Below are 24985 nucleotides of genomic sequence, written 5' to 3' on the forward strand. Positions count from 1 at the left end.
GCTAGCGCAGCCCCGACACGCTGCTCCTACGCTGGTGCGGGTGAGCCCCGACCCGTCCTCCGTGCGCCTGCATGTCGTCACCGGCAAGGGCGGGACCGGCAAGACCACGGTCGCGGCCGCACTGGCCCTCGCCCTGGCCGCCGACGGCGGTCAGGTGCTGCTGGTCGAGACGGAGGGGCGCCAGGGCATCGCCCAGCTCTTCGACACCCCGCCGCTGCCCTACGAGGAGCGGCGGGTCGCGGTCGTCCGGGGCGGCGGCGTGGTGAAGGCCCTCGCGATCGACGTCGAGGAGGCGCTGCTCGACTACCTCGACATGTTCTACAACCTGCGCCGGGCCGGCCGGGCGCTGCGCAGGATGGGGGCCATCGACTTCGCCACGGCGATCGCGCCGGGGCTCCGCGACGTGCTCATCACCGGCAAGATCAAGGAGGCGGTGACCCGGAGGCGCGACGGCCGCCAGGTCTACGACGCCGTGGTCGTCGACGCTCCTCCGACCGGCCGGATCACCCGCTTCCTCGGCGTCACCGCCGAGATGGCGCAGCTGGCCCGCTCCGGCCCCATCAAGACGCAGAGCGACGGCGTCATGGCCGTGCTGCGCTCGCCGCAGACCGCCGTGCACCTGGTCACGCTGCTCGAGGACATGCCGGTGCAGGAGACCGCCGATGCCATCGCCGAGCTCACCGAGGCGAAACTGCCGGTGGGGTCGGTGGTCGTGAACATGGCCGCCGACCCGATCCTGCCGGTCGACGGCCTGGAGCTGGCCGTCGAGGGCACGCTGTCCGGCGCCGACCTGATGCGGGGACTGGAATCCGCGCACCTGCCCGGCGGCGAGGAGCTGGCCGACGCGCTGGCCGCCCAGGCGGTCGAGCACGCCCAGCGCTGGGCCGCCCAGGACGAGCTGCGCGACGAGGTCGAGGCCCTCGGCCGGCCGGTCGTCGAGCTGCCGCTGCTGCCCGGCCCGATGGACGTCGGCTCGTTGTTCGAGCTGGCCGGCCGGCTCGAGGAGCACCTGCGCACCGAGGTCGCCGCGTGAGCGAGCTCGCGAGCCCGGGCCGCCCCGCTCCCCGGCCGACCCGGCCCGGCCCGCTCGCGCCGTCGCTGGACCTGGCGTCGCTCATCGCCGACCGGAACACCCGGATCATCGTCTGCTGCGGCGCCGGGGGCGTGGGCAAGACGACGACGTCGGCCGCGCTGGCGCTCGCCGCGGCCGAGGCCGGGCGCACGGTCGTCGTCCTCACCATCGACCCGGCCCGCCGGCTGGCCCAGTCCCTCGGCCTGGAGGAGCTCGACAACGAGCCCCGACGGGTGGCGGCACCGGGGGCGGACGGCGAACTGCACGCGATGATGCTGGACATGAAGCGCACGTTCGACGACATCGTCGTGGCGCACTCGACGCCCGAGCGGGCGCAGCAGATCCTCGAGAACCCCTTCTACCAGTCCCTGTCCTCGTCCTTCGCCGGGACGCAGGAGTACATGGCGATGGAGAAGCTGGGGCAGCTGCGGGCCAGCGACCAGTGGGACCTCATCATCGTCGACACCCCACCGTCCCGGTCCGCGCTGGACTTCCTGGACGCGCCGAACCGGATGAGCCGGTTCCTCGACGGCACGATGATCCGGCTGCTGATGGCGCCCAGCCGGACGGGGCTGAAGATCGCCAGCGCCGGCTTCATGTTCTTCAGCCGGATCATCTCGAAGATCCTGGGCGGACAGCTGCTGCGCGACATCTCCGCGTTCGTCGCCGCGCTGGACACCATGTTCGGCGGTTTCCGGGAGCGGGCGACGGCCACCTACGAACTGCTGCGGCGGCCGGGCACCTGGTTCGTCGTCGTGGCCACGCCGGAGCCGGACGCGTTGCGCGAGGCCTCCTACTTCGTGGACCGGCTCTCGGCCGAGGGCATGCCCCTGGCCGGGCTGGTGCTGAACCGGACCCATCCCCCGGCGACCACGCTGCTCTCCTCGACGCGGGCCGAGGGTGCCGCCGAGCGGGTGCTCGAGGCCGAGGGCGAGGGCGGGGAGCTGGCCGCCGCAGCGCTGCGGGTGCACGCCGAGCGCATGGCCCAGGCGGCGCGGGAGCAGCACCTGGCCGACCGGTTCACCAGCGCCCACCCGGAGGTCGCCGTCCGCACGGTGCCGGCGGCAGCAGGTGACGTGCACGACCTCGACGGGCTGCGCGGCATGGCGGAGGAGCTGACCGGTCCGGAGGAGGACACGCCGACCGGCACGCCGCGTGCACGGGTGCTGCCAGCGCGTCGTCCCTGAGCCCGCCGGACCGTCGTCCGCGGCACGTACCCTGAGCTGCGATGTCGGAGAACGCTGCCTTCCGGACCCGCACCCTCGCCAAGCTCGCCGCGACGATCGTCGTCGCGGGCGCGCTGCTGGCCGGCCTCCTGCTGCCCTGGGTGGGCGGCACCGGGCTGGTGGCGCGCAACTCGGCGTCGCTGCTGGACGCCCTGCCGGTCGAGCTGACCGACAAGACACCGGCCGGCAACAGCCGGGTGCTGGCGGCCGACGGCTCGCTGATCACCTACATCTACTCGAACAACCGCACGCCGGTCGCCTCCGACCAGATCTCCGAGATCATGAAGCAGGCGCTGGTCGACATCGAGGACTCGCGCTTCTACGACCACAACGGGCTCGACGTCCAGGGCACGCTGCGCGCGCTGGCCCGCAACGTCGCCGCCGGCGAGGTGCAGGAGGGTGGCTCCACCCTCACCCAGCAGCTGGTCAAGCAGACCCTGCTGCAGACCGCCGCCACCCCGGAGGAGCGGCTCGCGGCGAACGAGGAGACGGTCGGCCGCAAGCTGCGCGAGGCCCGGCTGGCCCTCGCCCTCGAGGACACCTACTCCAAGGACGAGATCCTCACCCGGTACCTCAACATCGTGTACTTCGGGAACGGCGCCTACGGCATCCAGGCCGCGGCCCAGAAGTACTTCAGCGTCAACGCCGCCGACCTGACGCTGCCGCAGGCGGCCATGCTCGCCGGCCTCGTCCAGAGCCCGACCAACGACGACCCCCTGGCCAACCCCGAGAACGCGGTGATCCGCCGCGACCAGGTGCTGCTCCGGATGCACTCGCTCGGGCACATCACCGACGAGGAGCTCGCGGCGATCAAGGGCCAGCCGGTGGCCGTCGCCCAGGGGCAGAACCCGCCCAACGGCTGCCTCAACGCGGCGATCGGTGGGTTCTTCTGCGCCTACGCCCTGCAGTACCTGAGCGGCCTGGGGCTGTCGCAGCAGCAGCTCGACGACGGCGGCTACACCATCCAGACGACCCTGCGCCCCGACATGCAGGCCGCGGGTGACCAGGCGGTCCTGAACACCCTGCCGATGGGCGACCGGCTGGCCGCCACGTACACGGCGCTGCAGCCGGGCACCGGGCACCTCCTGGCGATGAGCGTCAACCGCCGGTACGGCTGCGACGCCCCGGACTGCGAGTCCGTCGTCCTGAACACGGTGGCCAGCAAGGGCGCCGGCTCGACCTACAAGGTCTTCACCGCCGCCGCGGCGCTCGAGGCGGGCATCGGCGCCGGGACGACGATCAGCACGCCGGGCAACACGTACACGTCGCGGGTGTACCGGGGCCCCTCCTGCGGCGGCGACCGCAACAGCCGCAGCGGCAGCGGCATGTACTGCGTCCGCAACGCCGGCAACTACCCCTCGACCCTCGACATGGTCGGCGCGCTGGTCCGCTCGTCCAACACCTACTTCCTCGCGCTGGAGGACCGGCTCGGCAGCGTCGAGGGCCCGGTCCGGATGGCCGAGCGCATGGGCATGCGGTTCGACGGCCCCAACCAGACGCCGGCGGACCAGATCATCGCCGAGAACCGGGGATCGTTCACCCTCGGTGCGGAGGCGACCAGCCCGCTCGACCTGGCCACCGCCTACGCCACGCTCGGCGCGCAGGGCACCCGGTGCACGCCGATCCCGGTGGTGGGGGTGGTCGACCGCGCGGGCAAGCCGCTGCTCAAGGAGGACGGGCAGCCGCTCGTGCCGGAGAGCAGCTGCACGCCGGACGCCGTGCCGCAGCCCATCGCGAACACGCTGAGCCAGATCCTGGTCGGCGACACCGCGACCGCGGCCGGTACCGGCACGCGGGCGGCGATCCCCGGCCACGACATCGCCGGCAAGACGGGCACCTCGCAGGGCCGCGACTCCGTGGCCTTCGTGGGCTACACGCCCCAGTACGCCGCCAGCGTGATGGTGTTCAACCCGAAGGAGCAGCAGGACGTCGGCGGCTACGGCGGCAACATGCCGGCGACGATCTGGCGCGAGGCGATGGAGCCCATCCTCGCCAACCAGCCCAAGGCGCCCTTCCCGCCGGCGGACCAGGGTCTGCTCACCGGTGGCCGGCCGGCTCCGCGGCCGGAGCCTCGGGAGCCCGCGGACGGCGGCGACCGCAGTGAGGACGGCGGCGACGGCGGCGACAACGGCGGCGAGGGCCGCCGCGAGGGTGGCGACGGCGGGAACGGCGGCGAGGACGGCGAAGACGCGGGCGGCTGAGCGCCGTCCCGCAGGGTGGCGCTCAGCCCAGCTGGCGGCGGACCTCCGCGGCCACGCGTGAGCCCTCGGCCCGCCCGGCCACCACGCCGTTCGCGGCGCCCATGACCCTGCCCATGTCCTTCATGCCCGAGGCCCCGGTGCGGGTGATGACGTCGGCCACGATGGCCGCCAGATCGGCGTCGTCGAGCTGCGCGGGCAGGTAGTCGGCGAGCACCTCGCCCTCGGCCTGCTCGCGCTGCGCCTGCTCGGTGCGGCCGGCACCGGCGAAGGCCTCGGCGGCCTCACGGCGCTTCTTCGCCTCCCGCCGCAGCACGGCCATGACCTCGTCGTCGCTGAGCTCGCGTGCCTCCTTGCCGGACACCTCCTCGGCGCTGACCGCGGTGAGCACCATGCGGAGGGTCGCCGTCCGCAGCTCGTCGCGGGCCTTCATGGCGCTGGTCAGGTCGTCGCGCAGGCGGTTCTTGAGGTCGGCCACGGCTCCAGCCTGGCACGGCGCGGGAAGGCCGCGCGCACGTAGGCTCTGCGATCATGCGCTGGTACACCGCCGTCCCCGCTGCCGTCGCCGCGACCGGCGCGACGGTGACCGCCTACGCGAGCCTCTACGAGCGCACCCGGTGGACGCTGCGCCGGTTCGACGTCCCGGTGCTGGCCCCCGGCTCGGATCCGCTCACGATCCTGCAGATCTCCGACCTGCACATGACCGCGGGGCAGAAGTCGAAGCAGGAATGGGTCGCCGAGCTCGCGGCCCTCGAGCCGGACCTGGTGATCAACACCGGCGACAACCTGGCCGGCTTCGACGCGGTGCCGGGCACGCTGGCGGCGCTCGACCCGCTGATGGACCGGCCCGGCGCGTTCGTCCTGGCCAGCAACGACTACTACGCCCCGCGGCCGAAGAACCCGCTCAAGTACTTCTGGCCCGACCACAAGCGGGTGCACGGCGACGAGCTGCCCTGGCGCGACCTGCGCGACGGCATGCTCGCCCGCGGCTGGCTGGACCTCACCAACGGGAAGGGCGAGCTGACCGTCGGCGGACGGCGGATCGCACTGGCCGGCGTCGACGACTCGCACCTCAAGCGGGACCGGTACGAGGAGGTCGCCGGCCCGGCCGACCCGGCCGCCGACCTCCGGCTCGGGCTCGCCCACTCCCCCGAGCCCCGGGTCCTGGACCGGTTCGCCGCCGACGGCTACGACCTGCTGCTCTGCGGGCACACGCACGGCGGGCAGCTGCGGGTGCCGTTCTACGGGGCGCTGGTGACCAACTGCGGCATCGACCGGGACCGCGTCAGGTGGCTGCATCGGTGGGCCCCGCCGACCGACGAGCACCCGGCGGGCACCTGGCTGCACATCTCCGCGGGGCTGGGCACCAGCCCCTACGCCCCGGTACGGTTCGCCTGCCCGCCGGAGGCGACGCTGCTGACCCTCACCGCGCGGAACGTCTGAGCCCGCCGCCGGGAGGCCTGCGCGCGGGCGTTAGACTCGACCGGCACCGCGGGGTGTGGCGCAGCTTGGTAGCGCGCGTCGTTCGGGACGACGAGGCCGCAGGTTCAAATCCTGTCACCCCGACCCACTGCTCAGGGGCCGCCGATGGCGGCCCCTGAGTCGTTCTCCGGCTCCGGAACCTCGCCTGGGAGGATGTGCCGGTGACTGCCGAAGCCGCCGCTGTCCCCGCCCTGTCGCCCGAGGTCACCGCACGCTGGCAGGCCCGCTTCCGTGCCCCGCGGGTGTCGCTGCCGGACTGGGCCCTCGACGCGCCGCACCGCAACCTGTACTCCTCCGACGTCAGCGGCGTCGTCGAGCAGTACGCCTGGGACCGCGAGACCGGCGAGCACCGCAAGGTCACCGACCGCCCCAACGGCACGCTGATGGGCACGCTGAGCCCGGACGGCGAGACCATCTGGTGGTTCGCCGACTCCGACGGCGACGAGTTCGGCGTGTGGCGGACCCAGCCGTTCGGCGGCGGCGAGGACACCGACGCCGTCCCGGAGGTCGAGGCGGCCTACCCGGCCGGCCTCGAGGTCGGCCGGACGCTGGTGGCGATCGGCCGCTCGACCGACGACGGCAGCGAACTGTGGCTGGCCCCCACCGGCGGGCAGCCCCGGGTGGTCTACCGGCACGCCGACCCGGCGTCGGTCGACGCGCTGACCCGCGACGACGAGCTGCTGGTCATCTCGCACTCCGAGCACGGCGACCCGCGGTACCCGGCGCTGCGCGTGCTCCGCACCGCTGACGACTCGGTCGTCGCCGAGAAGTGGGACGGCGAGGGCCGCGGCCTGCACGCGCTCGAGTTCGGTCCGCTGCCCGACGACCGCCGGCTGCTCGTCGGGCACGAGCGGCGCGGCCGCGAGGAGCTGCTGATCTGGGACGTCGCAGCCGACACCGAGACCGAGCTCGTGCTGGACCTGCCCGGCGACGTGACCGCCGGCTGGTACCCCGACGGCTCGGCGCTGCTGGTCGGCCACGACCACGCCGCACGGAGCGAGATCTACCGCTACGACCTCGCCAGCGGTCGGCTGGAGAAGCTCGACACCCCGCCGGGCGTCGTCCGCGGCGCGACCGCCCGGCCGGACGGCACGGTGGAGCTGGCCTGGTCGTCGTCGGCCCTGCCTCCGGTGATCCGCCGCGCGGACGGCCCCGTCGTCCTGTCGGTGACCGACGAGGAGCCGCCGGCCGCCTACCCGGTCGAGGACCGGTGGGTGCCCGGCCCCGGCGGCGACGTGCACGCCCTGCTCGTGCGGCCGGAGGGGCCGGCGCCCTATGCGACGGCGTTCCTGGTGCACGGCGGCCCCGAGGCGGCCGACGACGACTCCTACCGCGCCCGCCGGGCGGCGTACGTCGACGCCGGGTACGCGGTCGTGCACGTGAACTACCGCGGCTCCACCGGCTACGGCAGCAGCTGGCGTGACGCGCTCACCGGGCGCCCGGGACTGACCGAGCTCGAGGACATCGGCGCGGTGTACGACGCGCTGGTCGCCGAGGGGGTCGTCGACCCGCAGCGGGCGCTGATCAGCGGCGGCTCGTGGGGCGGTTTTCTCACCCTGCTGGGCCTGGGCACCCAGCCGGAGCGCTGGGCGGCCGGGATCGCCGAGGTGCCGGTCGCGGACTATCTCGCCGCCTACGAGGACGAGATGGAGGGCCTGCGGGCCTACGACCGGGCGTTGTTCGGCGGTTCACCGGAGGAGGTGCACGACGTCTACGTGCGCTCCTCCCCCATCACCTACGTGGATGCCGTCGCCGCGCCGGTGCTCGTCGTCGCCGGCGCCAACGACCCCCGCTGCCCGATCCGGCAGATCGACAACTACCTCGCCGAGCTCGCGAAGCAGGGCAAGGAGCACGAGGTGTACCGGTTCGACGCCGGCCACGGCTCGCTGGTCATCGAGGAGACCATCCGCCAGGTCGAGGTGGCACTGGCCTTCGCGCTCAGGCACGTCCAGCCGTAGGAGCCGAAACCGCGGTTCTGGCTCCTCCGGTGAGGGGCCGGAACCGCGGTTTCGGTCTGGTCGACCGGCCGGACCGTGGCCGCTCTGGTCGCCGCGGCGGGCCTGTGGCTGGCGGCACTCGCGTCGGTCTAGGTCCGCCGCCGTCCCGCCACCGCCGGCCGACGCGGGGTCACGAGCGCCAGCCGGGCGTTGCGCCGTCGTCGCAGGACGGCTCGTCGCCAGGTCTCCCGCCCTCCGTTCGGATCGTCGGGCGCGTAGGCCGACCAGGAGAAGACGTCGTCGGGCGCCTCGGCGTCGTCCTCCGTGCGCGCCCGCACCCGTCCGAGCACCCGCTCGCCCACCGCGTCGTCCAGCAAGGCCGACAGGTCCTCGGGGTCCCGTCCCTCAGCGGCCAGCGCCTCGGTCACCCGGTCGTACAGCCGGGGACCGAAGGCGGCGTCCGCCGCATCGGTGATCAAGGCGTGCGCGGCGTCCACGGGGACGTCGCGTTCCAGCGCCAGGTTGACCTCGGCCCACGCGCGCAGCGTGTGAAGGTCCGGCCCGGGCAGGATCACCTCAGCGGCGCGAGGCGGCGATCAGCTCCGCGATCTGCACGGTGTTGAGCGCGGCGCCCTTGCGCAGGTTGTCGTTGCTCACGAACAGCACCAGCCCGCGCCCGCCGTCCACGCCCTGGTCCTGCCGGATGCGCCCGACGTAGGACGGGTCGCGTCCCGCGGCCTGCAGGGGCGTGGGGACGTCGGAGAGCTCCACCCCCGGCGCGTTCGACAGCAGCTCGGTGGCCCGCGCTACGGACAGCTCACGCTGGAATTCCAGGTTCAGCGACAGCGAGTGCCCGGTGAAGACCGGCACGCGCACGCAGGTGCCCGAGACCCGCAGGTCGGGGATGCCCAGGATCTTGCGGCTCTCGTTGCGGAGCTTCTGCTCCTCGTCGGTCTCGAACGAGCCGTCGTCGACCACCGAGCCGGCCATCGGCAGCACGTTGAAGGCGATCGGCGCCACGTACTTGACGGGGTCGGGGAAGGGCACGGCCGAGCCGTCGTGGGCCAGCTCGGGAGCCTTGTCGACGACCGCGCGCACCTGCCCGTCGAGCTCCTCGACACCGGCGACACCGCTGCCCGAGACCGCCTGGTACGTGCTGGCGACGATGCGGACCAGCTGCGCCTCGTCGTGCAGCGGCTTGAGCACCGGCATCGCGGCCATCGTCGTGCAGTTCGGGTTGGCGATGATGCCCTTGCGGATCTCGCCCAGTGCCTGCGGGTTGACCTCGCTGACGATCAGGGGGACGTCGGGGTCGCGCCGGTAGGCCGACGAGTTGTCGATGACCGTCACCCCGGCCTCGGCGAAGCGTGGCGCCTGGGCCTTCGAGGTGGTCGCGCCCGCCGAGAAGATCGCGATGTCCAGGCCGGTCGGGTCGGCGGTCGAGGCGTCCTCGACGGTGATCTGCGCACCGCCCCACGGCAGCGTGCTGCCGGCCGACCGGGCGGAGGCGAACAGCCGCAGCTCGGCGAGCGGGAACCGGCGCTCGGCCAGGATCTCGCGGACCACCCGACCGACCTGGCCGGTGGCGCCGACGATGCCGACCCGCAGGCCGTCACTGGTGAAGGGGCTGCTCATCGTCCGGTACCTCCGTAGACGACCGCCTCGGCGTCCTCCGAGCCGAGGTCGAACGCGTCGTGCACCGCCCGGACGGCGATGTCGACGTCGGTGTCGCGGCACACCACGGAGATGCGGATCTCCGAGGTGCTGATCAGCTCCAGGTTGACGCCGGCGTCGGCCAGCGCACCGAAGAAGCGGGCGGACACGCCGGGGTGCGAGCGCATGCCCGCGCCGACCAGGGACACCTTGCCGATGTGCTGGTCGAAGTCGACGTGGGTGAACCCGACGGTGTGCTTGACCTTCTCCAGCGCCGCGAGCGCGGCCGGACCGTCGCTCTTGGGCAGGGTGAAGGAGATGTCGGCGAGCTTGCTGGCGTCGGCGGACACGTTCTGCACGATCATGTCGATGTTGATCTCGGCGTCGGCGAGCACGCGGAAGATCTGCGCCGCCTCACCCGGCCGGTCCGGCACGCCGTAGACGGTGATCTTGCCTTCGGAGCGGTCGTGCGCGACGCCCGTGATGATCGCCTGTTCCACCGGGAGGTCCTCCATCGAGCCGGCCACGATCGTGCCGGGAAGGTGTGAGTAGGAGCTGCGGACGTGCACCGGGATGCCGTAGCGGCGGGCGTACTCGACGCACCGCAGCATCAGCACCTTGGCCCCGGACGCGGCGAGTTCGAGCATCTCCTCGTAGGTGATGGTGTCGAGGCGCTTGGCGTTCGGGACGATCCGCGGGTCGGCGGTGAACACGCCGTCCACGTCGGTGTAGATCTCGCAGACGTCGGCCCGCAGCGCGGCGGCGACGGCGACGGCCGTGGTGTCCGAGCCGCCGCGGCCGAGGGTGGTGATGTCCTTGGTGTCCTGGCTGACGCCCTGGAAACCGGCGACGATGACGATCGAGCCCTCGTTCAGCGCGTCGCGCAGCCGGCCCGGCGTGACGTCGATGATCCGCGCCTTGCCGTGGCTGGACGTGGTGATGACGCCGGCCTGCGAGCCGGTGAACGACCGCGCCTCGTAGCCGTGGGTGTTGATCGCGATGGCCAGCAGCGCCATCGAGATCCGCTCGCCGGCGGTGAGCAGCATGTCGAGCTCGCGGCCGGGCGGGTCGTCGGTGATCTGGCTGGCGAGGTCGAGCAGTTCGTCGGTGCTGTCCCCCATCGCGGAGACCACCACGACGACGTCGTCGCCGTTCTTCTTGGCGGTGACGATCCGTTCGGCGACGCGCTTCATGTGCGCTGCGGACGCGACGGAGGATCCGCCGTACTTCTGGACGACGAGGGCCACGGGTCCACAGGCTACCGACGTCGTCGACGGAGCCGGCGCTTGCGTCCGGGCGGCACGACCGATCTGATCGCCGGGTGGACGATCCGGCCCGGTGGCTGCTGACCGCTGAGGAGCGCGGCAACCCCGGCACGCCGCTGCCCGCCTGGACCGAGGGCAACCTGGTCCGGCCACTGGTTCACGGCGTGGCCTACTTCGATCGGCTGGTCGAGGTGGTCGAGCAGCTCGGCGAGGGCGACCGGCTGTGGTTCACCGACTGGCGGGGCGACCCGGACCAGAAGCTCCGGCCCGGCGGCCCGACCGTCGACGAACTGTTCAGCGCGGCCTCGCACCGCGGGGTCGACGTCCGCGGCCTGGTGTGGCGCTCGCACACCGACGCCCTGTCCTACAGCAAGCAGGAGAACCGGTCGCTGGACCGGGAGATCGAGGAGGACGGCGGAAAGGTCGTGCTCGACCAGCGGGTCCGCCGGGTCGGCAGTCACCACCAGAAGATCGTGGTCATCCGCTGCCCCGCGGACCCGTCCCGCGACGTGGCCTTCGCCGGGGGGATCGACCTGTGCCACAGCCGGCGCGACGACGGCGACCACGGCGGTGACCCGCAGGCGGTCAACATGGCGTCGGGGTACGGGCCCACGCCGCCGTGGCACGACGTGCAGGCCGAGATCCGTGGCCCGGCGGTCGCAGTGCTGGAGACGGCGTTCCGCGAGCGGTGGGACGACCCGACGAGCCCGGTGCAGGGCAATCCGATCGCCTACGTCGTCGACCGGTTCCGTCATGCCCGGCTGGACCCCTCCCCCTGCCGGAGGAGCTCCCGCCACCTCCCGCGGCCGGGCCGCACCTCGTCCAGACGCTGCGGACGTATCCGAAGATCCGGCCCCGCTACGACTTCGCCCCGGAGGGCGAGCGTTCCATCGCGCGCGGGTACTCGAAGGCGGTCCGGCGGGCACGGCGACTGATCTACCTGGAGGACCAGTACCTGTGGTCGGCGGAGGTGGCCCAGCTGTTCGCCGACGCCCTGACCGAGAACCCGGAGCTGCACCTGGTCGTCGTCGTCCCCCGCATCCCGGACCAGGAAGGTGCCTTCAACGCGACGCCGCAGTACGTCGGCCGGCGACAGGCCGTCGACCTGTGCGTCCGGGCCGGTGGCAAGGACCGCGTCCACGTGTTCGACGTCGAGAACCGGGCGGGGACGCCGGTCTACGTGCACTCCAAGGTCTGCATCGTCGACGACGTCTGGGCCAGCATCGGCAGCGACAACTTCAACCGCCGTTCCTGGACCCACGACAGCGAGCTGTCCACCGCCGTCCTCGACAGCACGCACGACCCCCGGGAGCCGCACGACCCGGCAGGGACCGGCGACTGCGCGCGCACCTTCGCGCGAGACCTGCGGCTGGCCCTCGCCCGCGAGCACCTCGACCTGGCGCCGGACGGCAGCCAGGACGACCTGCTGATCGACCCCGTGGCCTTCGTCGAGACGATCGAGTCGCGGGCGGCCGCCCTGGCCGAGTGGCATGCCGGCGGCCGGCGCGGGGAGCGGCCCCCGGGCCGGCTCCGGCCGCACCGACCGGAGAAGCTCTCGCGCCTCACCCGGCTGTGGGCCACCCCGGTCTACCGGCTGCTCGTCGACCCGGATGGCCGTCCGCTGCGGCTACGTCTGCAGCGACGCTTCTGACCGGAGCGAACCGGCGGGCGCAGAACCGCAGCCGGAAGGGGTCGAGCGTGCCCGGCAGCGGGCGCGACCGCGCCAGCCCACCGCGCACGAGCTCCCAGTCGTGCTGCTCGACCAGCCGGCCCAGCAGGACGCTGGCGGTGAGGAGCACGAGGTTGCGGCCCGGGCACATGCCCGGCCCCGCACTGAAGGGCACGAGCGGCCAGTCGTCGGCGGTGCGCTCGCGCAGCCACAGCTCCGGGGCGAACCGGTGCGCCTCGTCGAGCCGGGTGGCGTCCCGGTGGAAGAACGGCGCGAACACGAGCACCGACGCACCGGCCGGCAGCGTCCCGCTCTCCCACGTCGTCTCCTCGGTGGTGTCCCGCAGGATCGCCGGCGTGGTGGGCCACAGGCGCAGTGACTCCAGCAGCGCGGCCCGCGTGTACGGCAGGTCCGGCGACAGCGGCAGCTCGGCGCGGGCGCGGCGCAGGTCGCCCGGGTGCATGGCCAGCAGCGCCAGGGCGCGGTAGGCGGCCCACGACATCGCGTCGAAGGCGAACAGCCACTGCGGCATCTGCTGGTGCGGCACGGTGTCGGGGTGCGCGGGGGTGGACGCGACCAGGCCCGCCAGGCTGCCCGGTTCCCCGATCTCGACGTAGCGCGCCAGCCGCCCGAGGAAACGCTCCCGCACCCTGCGGGAGGTGGGAGCCAGGAGGCTGAAGTTGCCCCGGCGCCGCAGCCGGCGGAGGTCGTCGGTGAGCGCGTGGTCCTCCCGCGCGCCCTCCCCGAGGACGACGCGACGGACGACGCGCCACCAGGCGGCCCCGAAGGCGTCCCAGTCCAGCCGGCCGGTGCGGTGCACGCCGGCGAGGAGCGCGTCGGCCTCCTCCTCGGCGACGGCGCCCACCGGCCCGGCCAGCCGGTGCACCGGACTGCCCGTGTCGAGCACCGCCTCGTTGAACGTCCGCCGGTGGGCCCGTTCCGCGGGGCTCGAGATGAGCAGCCCCTCGGGCTGGAAGTGGGCCAGCGCGGCCCGCTTCTCGCGGGTCGCGGCGGAGAACGGGCGCGGAGTGCCGTCGAGCACCCGGTGCACGTGGTCAGGACTCAGGACGACGGTCACCTGACGACCAGGGAGGCGGATGCGCACCGGCCCGGCCCCGTAGCGCTCGCGCAGGCCGGTCAGGTGCCGCACCGCTCGCGTGTCGGCGTCGATCCGCTCGGCCAGCGCCACCGCCCGGGGCGGCGGACGATGGCGCCCCGGACCGCGACCGGGAGCACCACCGTCGCCAGGGTCCGCACCGCATCCGGCAGGGACACCGCCGGCACCGGGGTCCGGGCAGGAGTCACAGCCGCGCCTTGTTCCTCGTGGGCGACGACAGGATCGCCCGGGCCGCGAGCCCCAGCAGCGCGAAGCCGACGACCATGAGCACGACCGCCCAGAGCGCCACCTCCAGCAGCGTGCCCAGGACACCACCGGCGAGCGCGAGCACCAGTATCAGCGCGATCCACACCATGGGATACCTCCTCGGAACGAGAGCGGGACGCCCCCAGGAGTGCGCGGCGGGGCCCCGGGCCACCCGGTCGGCAGCCGGGCGAGTTCGCGATCGCTCCCTTGCCGGGATCCGGCAATCCACCTCCCGACGGCGCCGCGGTGACCGCTGCGGTCGCGGGTGCGTGTCCGGCAGGTGCGCCCCTCGCGTGCGGGCCCCGGGCACGGCGGCCCCGATCAGCGCGGGCGGTCGGCGGGGACGGCGACGGGTGCGGCGAGCAGCACCGGGACCGGTGAGCGCGTGCTCAACTGCTCGGCCACGCTGCCCAGGAGCGCCCGGGAGAGCCCCCTGCCTCGCCGGCCCGCGACCACCAGGTCCACCTCGTCGGCCTCGATCCGTTCGAGCAGTGCCTGCGCCGGCTGCCCGGAGACCACCTCGGTGTCGATCCGCGCCCCGCTCCCGGCCAGCCGGTCGGCGCCGCGGCGCAGCAGTTCGCGGACGCGCGCCAACTGCTCGCCGTCGCACCCGTCGGCGTCCACGACGGTGACGAGGACGATCCGGTCGGCCGGTTCCCCGACGAACCGCTCGGCGTCGCGCAGCGCCTGCTCGGACTCCGGTGAGCCGTCCACGGCGACGAGCACGCAGGGGCCGCTCCCCCTCGGGCGGCCGCCCCCGCCGACGCGGCCGACCGGGCATCGACCTGCTGCTCCACGAGCGCGCCGTGCCGGCGCGCCCGCTCCCAGGCGATCGGCACGAACAACGGCCCGAGGACGGCGCCGAGCAGGTACCACACGCCCTGCCGGTGTCCCCGCCGGTGCAGCAGCACCAGCACGCCGACCATGCCGATGCCCGCCCAGAGCACCACAGCCAGGACCCACCAGACCCACGACACGACGGTTGCCTCCTTGTGCTCGACAGTCCTCCAGGCTTCCTCGCCGGTTCCCGGCGCGGCAACCGGTCGATCCCGGCAACAGTGGTGGCGATCCGATTTCCCTGCCCCGGCAATCGGCTTCTCCGGGAGGACGCTGCTACCGTGGGTCCGTGCGCGGCAGCCTCCTGCTTACCCGCCGCGGCGAGGCCCTCTCCTAGGTCGGCCCCCTCGCCGCGGTGACCTGCCGTGACGCTGCCTTCCTCCGCGGAGTGCGTACCCGGCGCCTGCTGACCGCCCCACCGGAGCTGGACCCCAGCCCGCGCCAGAGGAGCCGAACCCCCGTGAGCCCCGAACACCCCCACGTACGCAATCCGCAGCAGCCCTCGCGGATGCCGATCCATCGCTACGCGCCGTTCACCCCGATCGTCCTGGCCGACCGCACCTGGCCGGACACGGTCACCACGAAGGCCCCGCGCTGGTGCGCCGTCGACCTCCGCGACGGCAACCAGGCGCTGATCGACCCGATGACACCGGACCGCAAGCGGCGCATGTTCGAGCTGCTGGTCCGCATGGGCTACAAGGAGATCGAGGTCGGGTTCCCGGCGGCCAGCCAGACCGACTTCGACTTCGTCCGCCAGCTGATCGAGGACGACCTGGTCCCCGACGACGTCACCATCCAGGTGCTCACCCAGGCGCGCGACGAGCTGATCGAGCGCACCTACGAGTCCCTGCGCGGCGCCCGGCAGGCGATCGTCCACCTGTACAACTCGACGTCGACCCTGCAGCGCCGGGTCGTGTTCGGTCTGGACCGGGCCGGCATCGTCGACATCGCCGTCCACGGCGCGGAGATGGTGCGCAAGCTGGCCGAGCAGATGGTGGGCACCGAGATCCTCTTCGAGTACTCGCCCGAGTCCTTCACCGGCACCGAGCTCGACTTCGCCGTCGAGGTCTGCAACGCGGTCACCGACGTGTGGGAGCCCACGCCGGACCGGCCCACGATCATCAACCTGCCGGCGACCGTCGAGATGGCCGAGCCGACGGTCTACGCCGACCAGATCGAGTGGATGCACCGCAACCTCGGCCGGCGCGACGCCGTCGTCCTGAGCCTGCACCCGCACAACGACCGGGGTACCGCCGTGGCCGCCGCCGAGCTGGGCTACCGCGCCGGCGCCGACCGCATCGAGGGGTGCCTGTTCGGCAACGGCGAGCGCACCGGCAACGTCGACCTGGTCACCCTGGGCCTGAACCTGTTCAGCCAGGGCATCGACCCGCAGATCGACTTCTCCGACATCGACGAGATCCGCCGCACCGTCGAGTACTGCAACCAGCTGGGCGTGCACGAACGCCACCCCTACGGCGGCGACCTGGTCTACACCGCCTTCTCCGGCTCGCACCAGGACGCCATCAACAAGGGCTTCAAGGCGCTCGAGGCCGATGCGGTGGCCGCCGGCAAGCCGGTGGCGGACATGCCGTGGGCGGTCCCGTACCTGCCGATCGACCCCAAGGACGTCGGCCGCAGCTACGAGGCCGTCATCCGGGTGAACAGCCAGTCCGGCAAGGGCGGCGTCGCCTACATCATGAAGACCGAGAACCACCTGGACCTGCCCCGGCGGCTGCAGATCGAGTTCAGCGCCGTCATCCAGCGGCACACCGACGACGAGGGCGGCGAGGTCACCGCCGAGCAGATGTGGTCGGCGTTCAGCAGCGAGTACCTGCCCGACCCCGCCGCGCCGTGGGGGCGGTTCGCGCTGTCCGGTCACCGGCACCAGGCGCACGGCGAGCAGCTCGACGAGATGGTCGTCGAGCTGACCGACCACGGCGTGCCGGTCACCGTCGAGGGGCGGGGCAACGGCCCGATCGCCGCCTTCGTCGACGCACTGAGCACGCTCGGTGTGGACGTGCGCGTGCTCGACTACGCCGAGCACGCCATGTCGGCCGGGGGCGACGCCCGGGCCGCGGCCTACGTCGAGTGCGCCGTCGGCGACCGCGTGCTCTGGGGCGTGGGCATCGACCCGAACATCGTCAGCGCCTCGCTGCGCGCCGTCGTCTCGGCGGTCAACCGGGCACAGAGGTAGTAGAAGGACCCCTCCGCCCCCTACCCCTCGCACGCTCGGGGCTGGATCCTGCGGAGGGGCCGTCGGAGGACCGGACTCCCCGACGACGGAGGGACATGGGCGGCCCGGGATCGCGCGCGGTGGGACCACCGCCGGATCCCGGGCTGCTGTCGCTCTACGACCGCGCCCTCCCCGAGGTCTACGGCTACCTGCTCGCCCGGTGCGGCCGGCGGGCCCTCGCCGAGGACCTCACGGCCGAGACCTTCCTCGCCGCCGTCGCCGCCGCAGGGCCGGTCACCGTCCCTTGGCTGATCGGCACCGCCCGTCACAAGCTGGTCGACCACTGGCGGCGGCAGGAGCGCGAGCAGCGCAGCCTGCGCCTGGTCGAGGGGGACGGCGCCGTCGACGACCCCTGGGAGGTCCAGCTCGACGCGCTCCGGGCCCAGCAGGTCCTCGACGGGCTCTCCCCGCAGCACCGCGCCGCCCTCACGCTGCGCTACCTCGACGACCTCCCCGTCCCCCGGGTCGCCGCGCTCCTGGGCCGCACGATCCACGCCACCGAGGCGCTGCTCGTCCGCGCCCGCACCGCCTTCCGACGCGCGTACGTCACCACCGGGGGCAGCGATGACTGACCCGTTCACCCGGCTGCGGCGGCCCGTGGAACCCGTCGCACCCGATCCCGCCTTCGCCGCCGCGCTCCGCGAGCGGCTCCGCCGCGCGCTGCTGGAGCAGCAGTCCGCCGTCCCCCCGAGGAGTTCCGCCGTGTCCGCACTGACCCCCTACCTGGTCGTCCGCGACGCCCGGGCTGCCATGGCCTGGTACGCGGAGGTGTTCGGCGCCCGCACGGTCGGCGACCCCTACGTGGACGACGACGACCGCATCGGGCATGCCGAGCTCGACGTCGCCGGCGCGACGCTCTACCTGGCCGATCCGTATCCCGAGCTCGGGCTGACCGGCCCCGAGGACGGCCGGGTGGCGGTCACCCTGCACCTCGCGGTGCCGGACGTGGACGCCGCCGTCGCCCGGGCCGAGGCCGCCGGAGCCACCGTGGAACGGCCTCCGTCGGACGCGCCCTACGGCCGCACCGGCGTCGTGCTCGACCCGTACGGGCACCGCTGGATGCTCCAGCACCCGGCGCCCGCACCGTCGGCAGGGCCGCGCCCCGGCGACGCGGTCTACCTGACGCTGCAGGTGCCCGACGGCGCCCGCGCCCGCGACTTCTACGAGGCGGTGCTGGGCTGGTCGTCCACCCCCGGCCGCGTGCCCGACGGCTGGCAGGTCGAGGGCACCACCCCGATGATCGGGCTGCACGGGGGCGACCACCGGGACAAGGGTGTGGTCCCGATGTACGCCGTCGACGACATCGAGGTCGCCGTGGCCGCCGTCCGCACCGCCGGCGGGGAGGCCGGCGAGATCGAACGGCAGTCCTACGGCCTCTCGGCGCTGTGCCGGGACGACCAGGGCCTGCCGTTCTGGCTCGGTCAGCTGTCCTGAGCGTCTTCGCGCCGGCTCTCGGCGAGCGCCTGGGCGGGCCGCTCCGGTGGGGCGTCGGCCGGCTCGTCGCCGCGGTAGACGCTGTCCCGCATCTCGCCACCGGTGTGCAGCTCGTCGACCAGCAGCCGGTCGCGGCGCACGTGCCGCCGGCGGTAGGCCACCCGGCTGATCATGTGCGCGCTCACCGGGGCGGTCAGCATCTGGAAGGCCGCCACCAGCAGCAGCATCCAGGTCGCCGACCACCCCTGGAGCCGGATGGCGGCCCCCACCATGATGAGGAGGACACCCAGGACCTGCGGCTTGGTGCCGGCGTGCATCCGCGTCAGGACGTCGGGGAAGCGCACCAGGCCCAGCCCCGCCGTGAGGCAGAGGAACGCGCCCAGGAGCAGCAGGACGACGGCGATCACGTCGTCCGCGGTCTGGACGTCGTTCACCGTTCCCCCTCCGCCCGCGTCACGCGCTCCTCGGCGGCCTCCGGCAGACCGGCGTCCTGTCCGTCGCCGGCGGAGCGCAGCAGCATGCCACCGATGTAGCGGGCGACCGAGACCGACCCGACGAAGGCCAGCAGCGAGACGACCACCAGCACCGGGACGACGGTCGGATCCCGCTGCAGGCCGGCGTGGACGGCGAGACCTGCCGCGATGATCACCAGCAGGGTGTCGGTGGCCACCACGCGGTCCAGGAGCGAGGGCCCCCGTCCCAGGCGCACGAGGGCGAGCAGCGCCCCGGCGCCGAGCATCCCGTACGCGAGCCAGAAGACGACCGTCACGTCGGCCGCCCTTCCGCCGCCTCGTTCTCCAGCGCCGCATTCTCCGGCGGTGCGCTCTGCAGCGCGGCGACGTCGTCCGCGGAGCCGAAGGCGCGCACGACTCGGGCCTCCTGCGCCAGGACCGAGGCGCGCTGGCGTTCGACCTCGTCCTCGTCGTCCACGTGCAGCACGTGCAGGGCGATGGTGCGGCGCTCCCGGTCCAGGTCGATCACCATCGAGCCGGGCACGAGCGTGAGCGACTCCGCCAGGATCGTGAGGAGCAGGTCGGAGTCGGTCCGCAGCTGCACGCTGATGATGGCGCTGCGACCGATGCCGCGCGGCCGCACCGTCTGCCACGCCACGAGGGCCCCCGAGCGGACGAGGTCGAGGACGAAGTAGCCCGCGAACGCCACGAGGGCGACCGGCCGCACCCGGGCGCCGCCGACCACCGGCGGGAGCGGGAGCAGCAGCATCACGGCGAGCGCGACCACCAGACCGCCGAGCAGGTTGGCCCAGGACCAGGTCCCCCACAGCAGGTTCCAGACCAGGACCAGCCAGACGAGCAGCGGCAGCTGGTGCCGCAGCCGCGAACCGAAGCCGGGGGCGGTGGGCGCGTCGCCGGTCACGGCACGTCCTCCTCGCCGAAGACCGCCGTGATGTACGGGGTCCGGTCGCGGAGGTCGTCCGCCGCTCGGGCGGCGACCCCGTAGAGCGGACCGGCGAGCGCCGTCAGCCCGACCGTCACCACCACCATCGCGGCGGTGGAACCCACCATCACCCGGGGCAGCGGCCGCAGGGCCCGCTCCTGCGGATCACCCTCGCCCAGCCCGTCGGTGACCGGCGAGGTCGCCGTGGCCACGGCGGTGTGCCGCTCCCAGGCGGCTCGGCGCGCCTCGGCCCGGCTGCCGCCGATGCCGGCCCGCACCGCCTGCTCCGTCTCGTCCGCCTGCTCCGTCTCGTCCGCCTGCTCCTTCTCCCCCGCCGGCTCCTGCTCCTCCTCCGGCTCGGGCAGCGGCCCCGGCGCCAGGTCCGGGCCCGCGTCGGCGGCGGCGGCCTCGGCGGTGTCGTCGTCCGGCGACTGCGCCGGCAACCGCCAGAACGCACGGCTCCAGACCCGCGAGACGGCCAGCAGGGTGAGCAGGCTGGTCACGGCTCCGCCGGCGACGAGGACCAGCGGCAGCCAGCCACCGTCGGCGATGCCCGCCTCGAGCAGGCCCAGCTTGCCGATGAACCCCGAGAACGGCGGGATGCCCGCCAGGTTCATCGCGGGCACGAAGTACAGGATCGCCAGCAGCGGGGAGGCCGCCGCGAGACCGCCCAGCCGGTCCATCGCCGTCGATCCACCCTGCCGCTCCACCAGCCCGGCGACCAGGAACAGGGTCGTCTGGATGGCGATGTGGTGGACGACGTAGAAGATCGCCCCGGCCAGGCCGGCCGACGACGCCAGCGCGACCCCGAACACCATGTAGCCGATGTGGCTGACCAGCGTGAACGACAGGATGCGTCGGATGTCGGTCTGGGCGACCGCGCCGAGGATGCCGATGAGCATCGTGGCCAGCGCGGCCCACATGAGCACCTGGTCCAGCGCTCCGCCGGGGAAGAGCAGGGTCTGGGTCCGGATGATCGCGTACACGCCCACCTTGGTGAGCAGGCCGGCGAACACCGCCGTGACCGGGGCCGGGGCGGTCGGGTAGCTGTCGGGGAGCCAGGCGGACAGCGGGAAGACCGCGGCCTTGATGGCGAACGCGATCAGCAGCATCGACTGCAGCAGCAGCTGGGTGCCCTCGGGCAGCTCGGCCAGCCGGCCGGCGAGCTGGGCCATGTTGACCGTGCCCGTGGCGGCGTACACCAGCCCGATGGCCGCGAGGAACAGCAGCGAGCTCAGCAGGCTGACGACGATGTAGGTGATCCCCGCCCGGATGCGCGGCGCCGATCCGCCCAGCGTCAGCAGCACGTAGCTGGCGGTCAGGAGGATCTCGAAGCCCACGTAGAGGTTGAACAGATCGCCGGCCAGGAAGGCGTTCGCGACACCGGCGATCAGCACGAGGAACGTCGGGTGGAAGATCGAGATCGGCGTCTCCTCGTCACCGTCGGCCGCGCCCTGGCCCACCGCGAACACGAGCACCCCGAGCGCCACCGTCGCGGCCACCACCAGCATCAGGGCCGAGAGCCGGTCCACCACGAGGACGACGCCGAGGGGCACCGGCCACCCACCGACCGAGATCGCCGCCGCGCCGTCGGCGTCGGCGAGCAGCAGCAGCGCGATGGAGACGAGGAGGACCGCGCTCAGCACCAGGATGCTCAGCGTCCGCTGGACGCGCGGGTGCCGGCCGCCGACGAGGAGCGCCGCGGCCGCACCCAGCAGGGGCAGCAGCACCGGCAGCGGCGCGAGCACGCGGATCATCGGTCGCGCCGCTGGGTCGGGGGCAGGTCGACGTCGTCGGACGCGATGCCGGCGTAGTCGCGGGCGAGGCGCCGCTCCACGTCGAGGTCGGGGTGGCCGTCGAGGTGACCGGCCGGACGGTCCTCGGGCGCCAGCTCGTGGGGGTCGAGCTCGTCGGAGTCCATCGCCGACCGGCGGGCCACGCGCCGGTCCTCCTCGTCCACGCCGACCACCTCCTGGCGGACCAGCCGCCACGAGCGGTAGATCAGCGCCAGCAGGAAGGCCGCGATGCCGAACGTGATGACGATGGCGGTGAGGATCAGGGCCTGCGGCAGTGGATCGCTCATCTCCTCCGGCTCGGCGTACCCGAGGATCGGCGCGAGTCCCGTCGCACCGCCCGCGGAGAGCAGGAGCAGGTTGGTCGCGTTGCCCAGCAGCAGGAACCCGAGCAGCACCCGGGTGAGGCTCCGGTCGAGGAGGAGGTAGACCCCGGCCGCGTACAGCCCCCCGATGATCACCGGCAGGACGACGGTCGGCGTCATCGGATGATCACCTCTCCGGGGGCGGCGTCGATGGGGTCGTCCTCGTCGACCTGCCGGTCGAGCTCGGCGCCGAGACTGCGCAGGATGTCGAGCACCAGCCCGACCACGATCAGGTAGACGCCCATGTCGAAGAACAGGGAAGTGACGAGCTTGACGTCACCGAGGACCGGGAGCGTGGTCTCCAGGATCGCGGTCTGCAGCACGTCGGCACCCAGCAGCAGTCCACCGATCCCGGTCCCGCCCGCGAAGAGCAGTCCGACACCCAGCAGCAACCCCGGGTCCACCGGAGCGGCCTCGCCGAGCTCGTAGCGGCCACCGGCCAGGTAGCGCAGCACCAGCGCCAGGCCCGCCACCAGGCCCCCCGCGAAGCCGCCACCGGGCTCATTGTGGCCGCTGAAGAGCATGAACAGCGAGAAGACCAGGATCGTGTGGAACAGGATCCTGGTGATCACCTCGAGGATCACCGATCGCCGCTCCGGCGCCAGGGCGGCGGAGGCGGCCAGCCACTGGCCCCGGGGCGCGCGACGCGAGTTGCGTTCCTGCCGGGCCAGCTGCACGGGGTCGATGCGGTCCACCGCGCCGGTCCGCCGGCGGAGGAAGACCAGGCTGGCCACGCCGGTGGCCGCGACGACCACCAGCGAGATCTCCCCGAGGGTGTCCCAGGCACGGATGTCGACGAGCGTGACGTTCACGACGTTCTGCCCGCCGCCGAACTCGTAGGCCTGCTGCGGGTGGTCGACCGACACCGGCGTCGCCGTCCGGACCGCGAGGGCGACGGCCCCCACGCAGGCCATCAGGGCGCCGACTGCGACGGCGACGACGCCCCGGGCCGCCCGCTCCCGCGGCCGGTGCCGCTCGGTGATGTCCTTGGGCAGCTTGCGCAGCACGAGCACGAACACGACCAGCGTCAGCGTCTCGACGAGGAACTGGGTGAGCGCGAGGTCGGGTGCCCCCTGCAGCGCGAACAGGACGGCGAGGCCGTACCCGGTCACCCCCACGACGAGCACCGCCGACAGGCGCTGGCGGATGCGCAGCGCCAGCGCCGCGGCGATCAGCACGACCGCACCGACCAGCGCCTGGATCGGGGTGTCCCACGCCCGCCACTCGCCGGGCCAGGGTGCGCGGAAGAGGAGGACCGAGCCGGGCAGGGCCAGGACGACGACGAGGATGGTGCCGAGGTAGGCCGGCAGCGATCCGCGCTGCGTGGTGCCCGTGACGAGCACGGCCAGCCGGTCGAGGGCCTGCACGGTGTTCCAGTAGCCCTCGTCGGCCGACGCGCCGACGGCCAGCCGCCGCTGGGCACGGAACACCGGGTCGCGGGCGGCGAAGAGGGCGGCGCCGCCCGCGACCGTGAACGCCGACATCAGCAGGGCGGGCTGGAAGCCGTGCCACAGGGCCAGCTTCTCGGCCTCGGGAGCCAGCAGCGGCAGGGTGTCCGCGTACCCCGCGACCAGCGGCTCGAGCAGGGGGCTGGCCGGGCCGGCGAGCAGGCCGGCGAGCGCGAGGACGGCCGGCGCGGCGAGGAAGAGCGGGGTCGGCGGGTGGACGAGGTCGGCGGGCTCGGTCGGGGCGAGACCGGGCTTGCGTGCGAACGCGCCCCACAGGAAGCGCGCGGTGTAGGCCGCGGTGAGCACCGAGCCCAGGATCAGCCCCGTCAGCTCGACGCCGGCGGCGGTGCGGTCGGGCAGTCCGCCCTCCCACAGGGCCGTGAACGCCGCCTCCTTGCCCACGAACCCCAGCAGGGGCGGCAGTCCCGCCATCGAGGCGGCGGCCAGGCTGCTGATCACGGCCAGTGAGGGGAGCCGGCGTCCGAGGCCGGAGAGCCGGCGCAGGTCGCGTACGCCGGTCGCGTGGTCGATCACGCCCACCGTCAGGAACAGCGTGGACTTGAACAGCCCGTGGGCGAGCGTCATGGCGATACCGGCGGCGGCCAGTTCGCGGCTGCCCCCACCGACCAGGACCATGAGGAAGCCCAGCTGGCTCACCGTGCCGAAGGCGAGCAGGAGCTTCAGGTCGTTCTGCCGCAGCGACCGGTACCCGCCGACGAGCATCGTGGCCAGTCCCAGCCCCAGGACGATCGGCCGCCAGCCCGGGACGTCGGCCAGGCCGGGCGCCAGCCGCGCGACGAGGTAGATGCCCGCCTTGACCATCGCGGCGGCGTGCAGGTAGGCGCTGACCGGCGTCGGCGCCTCCATCGCGGCGGGCAGCCAGAAGTGGAACGGCACCATCGCCGACTTGGTGATCGCCCCGACCAGCACCAACACCGTGCCCGCGACCAGCAGCGGGCCCGAGCCGGGGTCGGCGACGACCTCCGACAGCAGGTAGCTGCCGCTGGTCTCGCCCAGCATGAGCAGGCCGACGAGCATGGCGAGGCCGCCGGCGGTGGTGAGGATCAGCGCCTGGCTGGCGGCCCGCCGGGCGGCCAGCTTCGTGCCCGCGCCGCCGATGAGCAGGTACGAGAAGACGGTGGTGAGCTCCCAGAAGACGTAGAGCAGGAGCAGGTCGTCGGCGAGGACGAGGCCGAGCATGGACCCGGCGAAGGCGGTCAGGGTGCCGGCGAACCGCCCGAGCCCCTCGTCGTCGGCCTCGAAGTAGCGGGCGCAGTACAGCAGGACGAGGGCGCCGACCCCGGTGACCAGCGCCGCGAGGGCGAGCGAGAGGCCGTCCATGCGCAGCGTGACCGTCAGGTCCAGCGCCGGCACCCACGGCGTCGTCTCCTCGACCGTCCCGCCACCGGTCACGGTCGCCAGCTGCGCCAGGATCCAGCCGAACGACACCGCCGGGACCAGCGCCAGCAGCAGGAACGCCTGCCGGCCCGCCCAACGAACGAGGACCGGTGCGAGCACGGCCCCGACGAGGTGGAGGAGCAGCAGCGCGGTCACGGGTCTCCGGGAGTCGGTTCGGCTCGGGGATACCACCGACGCCGGGAGGACGACCGCGGTG

23 protein-coding genes and 1 tRNA gene are annotated in these 24985 nt (G+C 73.5%); 11 read left to right on the forward strand and 13 right to left on the reverse strand.

What is annotated here, in order from left to right; translation table 11 throughout:
- Positions 1-40: 40 nt before the first annotated feature.
- The 3 genes from MVA48_RS13765 to MVA48_RS13775 are packed head-to-tail and all read left to right on the forward strand — an operon-like array spanning position 41 to position 4499.
- Positions 41-1033 (forward strand): ArsA-related P-loop ATPase, encoded by a 993-nt coding sequence (locus tag MVA48_RS13765; RefSeq protein ID WP_246981183.1) that lies wholly within the window; start codon positions 41-43, stop codon positions 1031-1033.
- Positions 1030-2259: an ArsA family ATPase gene (locus tag MVA48_RS13770; protein ID WP_246981185.1), complete on the forward strand. Its 1230-nt coding sequence runs from the start codon at positions 1030-1032 to the stop codon at positions 2257-2259. Before MVA48_RS13765 ends, MVA48_RS13770 begins: the two co-directional genes overlap by 4 nt.
- A 41-nt stretch (positions 2260-2300) precedes the next feature.
- On the forward strand, positions 2301-4499 hold the full coding sequence (locus tag MVA48_RS13775) for a transglycosylase domain-containing protein (RefSeq protein WP_246981186.1): 2199 nt from the start codon (positions 2301-2303) through the stop codon (positions 4497-4499).
- Positions 4500-4521: 22 nt separating this feature from the next.
- On the opposite strand, the gene MVA48_RS13780 is transcribed toward MVA48_RS13775, so the two are convergent.
- Positions 4522-4974, reverse strand: a complete 453-nt coding sequence (locus MVA48_RS13780) for a GatB/YqeY domain-containing protein (protein WP_246981188.1) — start codon at positions 4972-4974, stop codon at positions 4522-4524.
- Between the two features lie 53 nt (positions 4975-5027).
- Here MVA48_RS13780 and MVA48_RS13785 point away from each other — a divergent pair, with 53 nt between their 5' ends.
- From MVA48_RS13785 to MVA48_RS13795, 3 genes are all read left to right on the forward strand, one after another.
- Positions 5028-5939 carry a metallophosphoesterase gene (locus MVA48_RS13785; RefSeq protein WP_246981190.1) on the forward strand — a complete coding sequence of 304 codons (912 nt, stop codon included), beginning with the start codon at positions 5028-5030 and terminating at the stop codon, positions 5937-5939.
- Between the two features lie 49 nt (positions 5940-5988).
- A tRNA-Pro gene (locus tag MVA48_RS13790) sits at positions 5989-6062 on the forward strand.
- A 77-nt stretch (positions 6063-6139) separates the two neighbouring features.
- Positions 6140-7936, forward strand: a complete 1797-nt coding sequence (locus MVA48_RS13795) for a S9 family peptidase (RefSeq protein ID WP_246981191.1) — start codon at positions 6140-6142, stop codon at positions 7934-7936.
- 128 nt (positions 7937-8064) lie between these two features.
- Here the strand turns inward: MVA48_RS13795 and MVA48_RS13800 are convergent, their stop codons facing one another.
- Genes MVA48_RS13800 through MVA48_RS13810 form a run of 3 tightly spaced genes read right to left on the reverse strand, consistent with a single transcriptional unit; the run spans position 8065 to position 10815 of the window.
- On the reverse strand, positions 8065-8490 hold the full coding sequence (locus tag MVA48_RS13800) for a hypothetical protein (RefSeq protein WP_246981193.1): 426 nt from the start codon (positions 8488-8490) through the stop codon (positions 8065-8067).
- A 1-nt stretch (position 8491) separates the two neighbouring features.
- Positions 8492-9550, reverse strand: coding sequence for an aspartate-semialdehyde dehydrogenase (locus tag MVA48_RS13805; RefSeq protein ID WP_246981195.1), 1059 nt, complete (start codon positions 9548-9550; stop codon positions 8492-8494).
- On the reverse strand, positions 9547-10815 hold the full coding sequence (locus MVA48_RS13810; protein ID WP_246981198.1) for an aspartate kinase: 1269 nt from the start codon (positions 10813-10815) through the stop codon (positions 9547-9549). Before MVA48_RS13810 ends, MVA48_RS13805 begins: the two co-directional genes overlap by 4 nt.
- A 74-nt stretch (positions 10816-10889) precedes the next feature.
- Here MVA48_RS13810 and MVA48_RS13815 point away from each other — a divergent pair, with 74 nt between their 5' ends.
- Together MVA48_RS13815 and MVA48_RS13820 are read left to right on the forward strand one after the other, a co-directional pair.
- Entirely contained in the window at positions 10890-11768 is an 879-nt protein-coding gene (locus tag MVA48_RS13815) for a hypothetical protein (RefSeq protein ID WP_246981200.1), read from the forward strand.
- Between the two features lie 35 nt (positions 11769-11803).
- Entirely contained in the window at positions 11804-12484 is a 681-nt protein-coding gene (locus MVA48_RS13820) for a phospholipase D-like domain-containing protein (RefSeq protein ID WP_246981202.1), read from the forward strand.
- Here MVA48_RS13820 and MVA48_RS13825 read toward each other — a convergent pair.
- The 3 genes from MVA48_RS13825 to MVA48_RS13835 all read right to left on the reverse strand — a co-directional run bounded on the left by MVA48_RS13825 (position 12396) and on the right by MVA48_RS13835 (position 14591).
- Positions 12396-13691: a cytochrome P450 gene (locus MVA48_RS13825; protein WP_246981204.1), complete on the reverse strand. Its 1296-nt coding sequence runs from the start codon at positions 13689-13691 to the stop codon at positions 12396-12398. The two genes, MVA48_RS13820 and MVA48_RS13825, sit on opposite strands and share 89 nt — an antisense overlap.
- Before the next feature lie 112 nt (positions 13692-13803).
- Positions 13804-13974 (reverse strand): hypothetical protein, encoded by a 171-nt coding sequence (locus MVA48_RS13830; protein ID WP_246981206.1) that lies wholly within the window; start codon positions 13972-13974, stop codon positions 13804-13806.
- A 212-nt stretch (positions 13975-14186) separates the two neighbouring features.
- Positions 14187-14591: a universal stress protein gene (locus MVA48_RS13835; protein WP_246981208.1), complete on the reverse strand. Its 405-nt coding sequence runs from the start codon at positions 14589-14591 to the stop codon at positions 14187-14189.
- Between the two features lie 571 nt (positions 14592-15162).
- Between MVA48_RS13835 and leuA the strand changes: the two genes are divergently transcribed.
- The 3 genes from leuA to MVA48_RS13850 all read left to right on the forward strand — a co-directional run bounded on the left by leuA (position 15163) and on the right by MVA48_RS13850 (position 18369).
- The gene (gene leuA, locus MVA48_RS13840) at positions 15163-16896 is read left to right on the forward strand and encodes a 2-isopropylmalate synthase (protein ID WP_246981209.1); all 1734 of its coding nucleotides are present in this window, start codon (positions 15163-15165) and stop codon (positions 16894-16896) included.
- A 119-nt stretch (positions 16897-17015) separates the two neighbouring features.
- Positions 17016-17507: an RNA polymerase sigma factor gene (locus MVA48_RS13845; RefSeq protein ID WP_246981210.1), complete on the forward strand. Its 492-nt coding sequence runs from the start codon at positions 17016-17018 to the stop codon at positions 17505-17507.
- Complete coding sequence (locus tag MVA48_RS13850) at positions 17500-18369, forward strand: VOC family protein (protein WP_246981211.1); 870 nt, start codon at positions 17500-17502, stop codon at positions 18367-18369. Before MVA48_RS13845 ends, MVA48_RS13850 begins: the two co-directional genes overlap by 8 nt.
- Here the strand turns inward: MVA48_RS13850 and mnhG are convergent.
- Genes mnhG through MVA48_RS13880 form a run of 6 tightly spaced genes read right to left on the reverse strand, consistent with a single transcriptional unit; the run spans position 18357 to position 24924 of the window.
- The gene (gene mnhG / locus MVA48_RS13855) at positions 18357-18803 is read right to left on the reverse strand and encodes a monovalent cation/H(+) antiporter subunit G (protein ID WP_246981212.1); all 447 of its coding nucleotides are present in this window, start codon (positions 18801-18803) and stop codon (positions 18357-18359) included. The genes MVA48_RS13850 and mnhG overlap by 13 nt on opposite strands.
- On the reverse strand, positions 18800-19138 hold the full coding sequence (locus MVA48_RS13860; RefSeq protein WP_246981214.1) for a monovalent cation/H+ antiporter complex subunit F: 339 nt from the start codon (positions 19136-19138) through the stop codon (positions 18800-18802). The genes mnhG and MVA48_RS13860 overlap by 4 nt, the downstream gene beginning before the upstream one ends.
- Positions 19135-19743 carry a Na+/H+ antiporter subunit E gene (locus MVA48_RS13865; RefSeq protein WP_246981216.1) on the reverse strand — a complete coding sequence of 203 codons (609 nt, stop codon included), beginning with the start codon at positions 19741-19743 and terminating at the stop codon, positions 19135-19137. The genes MVA48_RS13860 and MVA48_RS13865 overlap by 4 nt, the downstream gene beginning before the upstream one ends.
- A complete protein-coding gene (locus MVA48_RS13870) occupies positions 19740-21521 on the reverse strand; it encodes a Na+/H+ antiporter subunit D (RefSeq protein WP_246981218.1) in 1782 nt (593 codons plus the stop codon). Before MVA48_RS13870 ends, MVA48_RS13865 begins: the two co-directional genes overlap by 4 nt.
- Positions 21518-22042 (reverse strand): Na(+)/H(+) antiporter subunit C, encoded by a 525-nt coding sequence (locus MVA48_RS13875; protein ID WP_246981220.1) that lies wholly within the window; start codon positions 22040-22042, stop codon positions 21518-21520. The genes MVA48_RS13870 and MVA48_RS13875 overlap by 4 nt, the downstream gene beginning before the upstream one ends.
- Entirely contained in the window at positions 22039-24924 is a 2886-nt protein-coding gene (locus tag MVA48_RS13880) for a Na+/H+ antiporter subunit A (RefSeq protein WP_246981222.1), read from the reverse strand. The genes MVA48_RS13875 and MVA48_RS13880 overlap by 4 nt, the downstream gene beginning before the upstream one ends.
- Positions 24925-24985 lie beyond the last annotated feature (61 nt).

This window comes from Blastococcus sp. PRF04-17, assembly GCF_023016265.1.
Lineage (GTDB): Bacteria > Actinomycetota > Actinomycetes > Mycobacteriales > Geodermatophilaceae > Blastococcus_B.

Coding starts and splice junctions, on each gene's coding strand:
- MVA48_RS13830 (WP_246981206.1), bottom strand. CDS start 13,974: ATGGTGTGGATCGCGCTGATACTGGTGCTCGCGCTCGCCGGTGGTGTC.
- MVA48_RS13805 (WP_246981195.1), bottom strand. CDS start 9,550: ATGAGCAGCCCCTTCACCAGTGACGGCCTGCGGGTCGGCATCGTCGGC.
- MVA48_RS13875 (WP_246981220.1), bottom strand. CDS start 22,042: ATGACGCCGACCGTCGTCCTGCCGGTGATCATCGGGGGGCTGTACGCG.
- MVA48_RS13775 (WP_246981186.1), top strand. CDS start 2,301: ATGTCGGAGAACGCTGCCTTCCGGACCCGCACCCTCGCCAAGCTCGCC.
- MVA48_RS13850 (WP_246981211.1), top strand. CDS start 17,500: ATGACTGACCCGTTCACCCGGCTGCGGCGGCCCGTGGAACCCGTCGCA.
- MVA48_RS13870 (WP_246981218.1), bottom strand. CDS start 21,521: ATGATCCGCGTGCTCGCGCCGCTGCCGGTGCTGCTGCCCCTGCTGGGT.
- MVA48_RS13785 (WP_246981190.1), top strand. CDS start 5,028: ATGCGCTGGTACACCGCCGTCCCCGCTGCCGTCGCCGCGACCGGCGCG.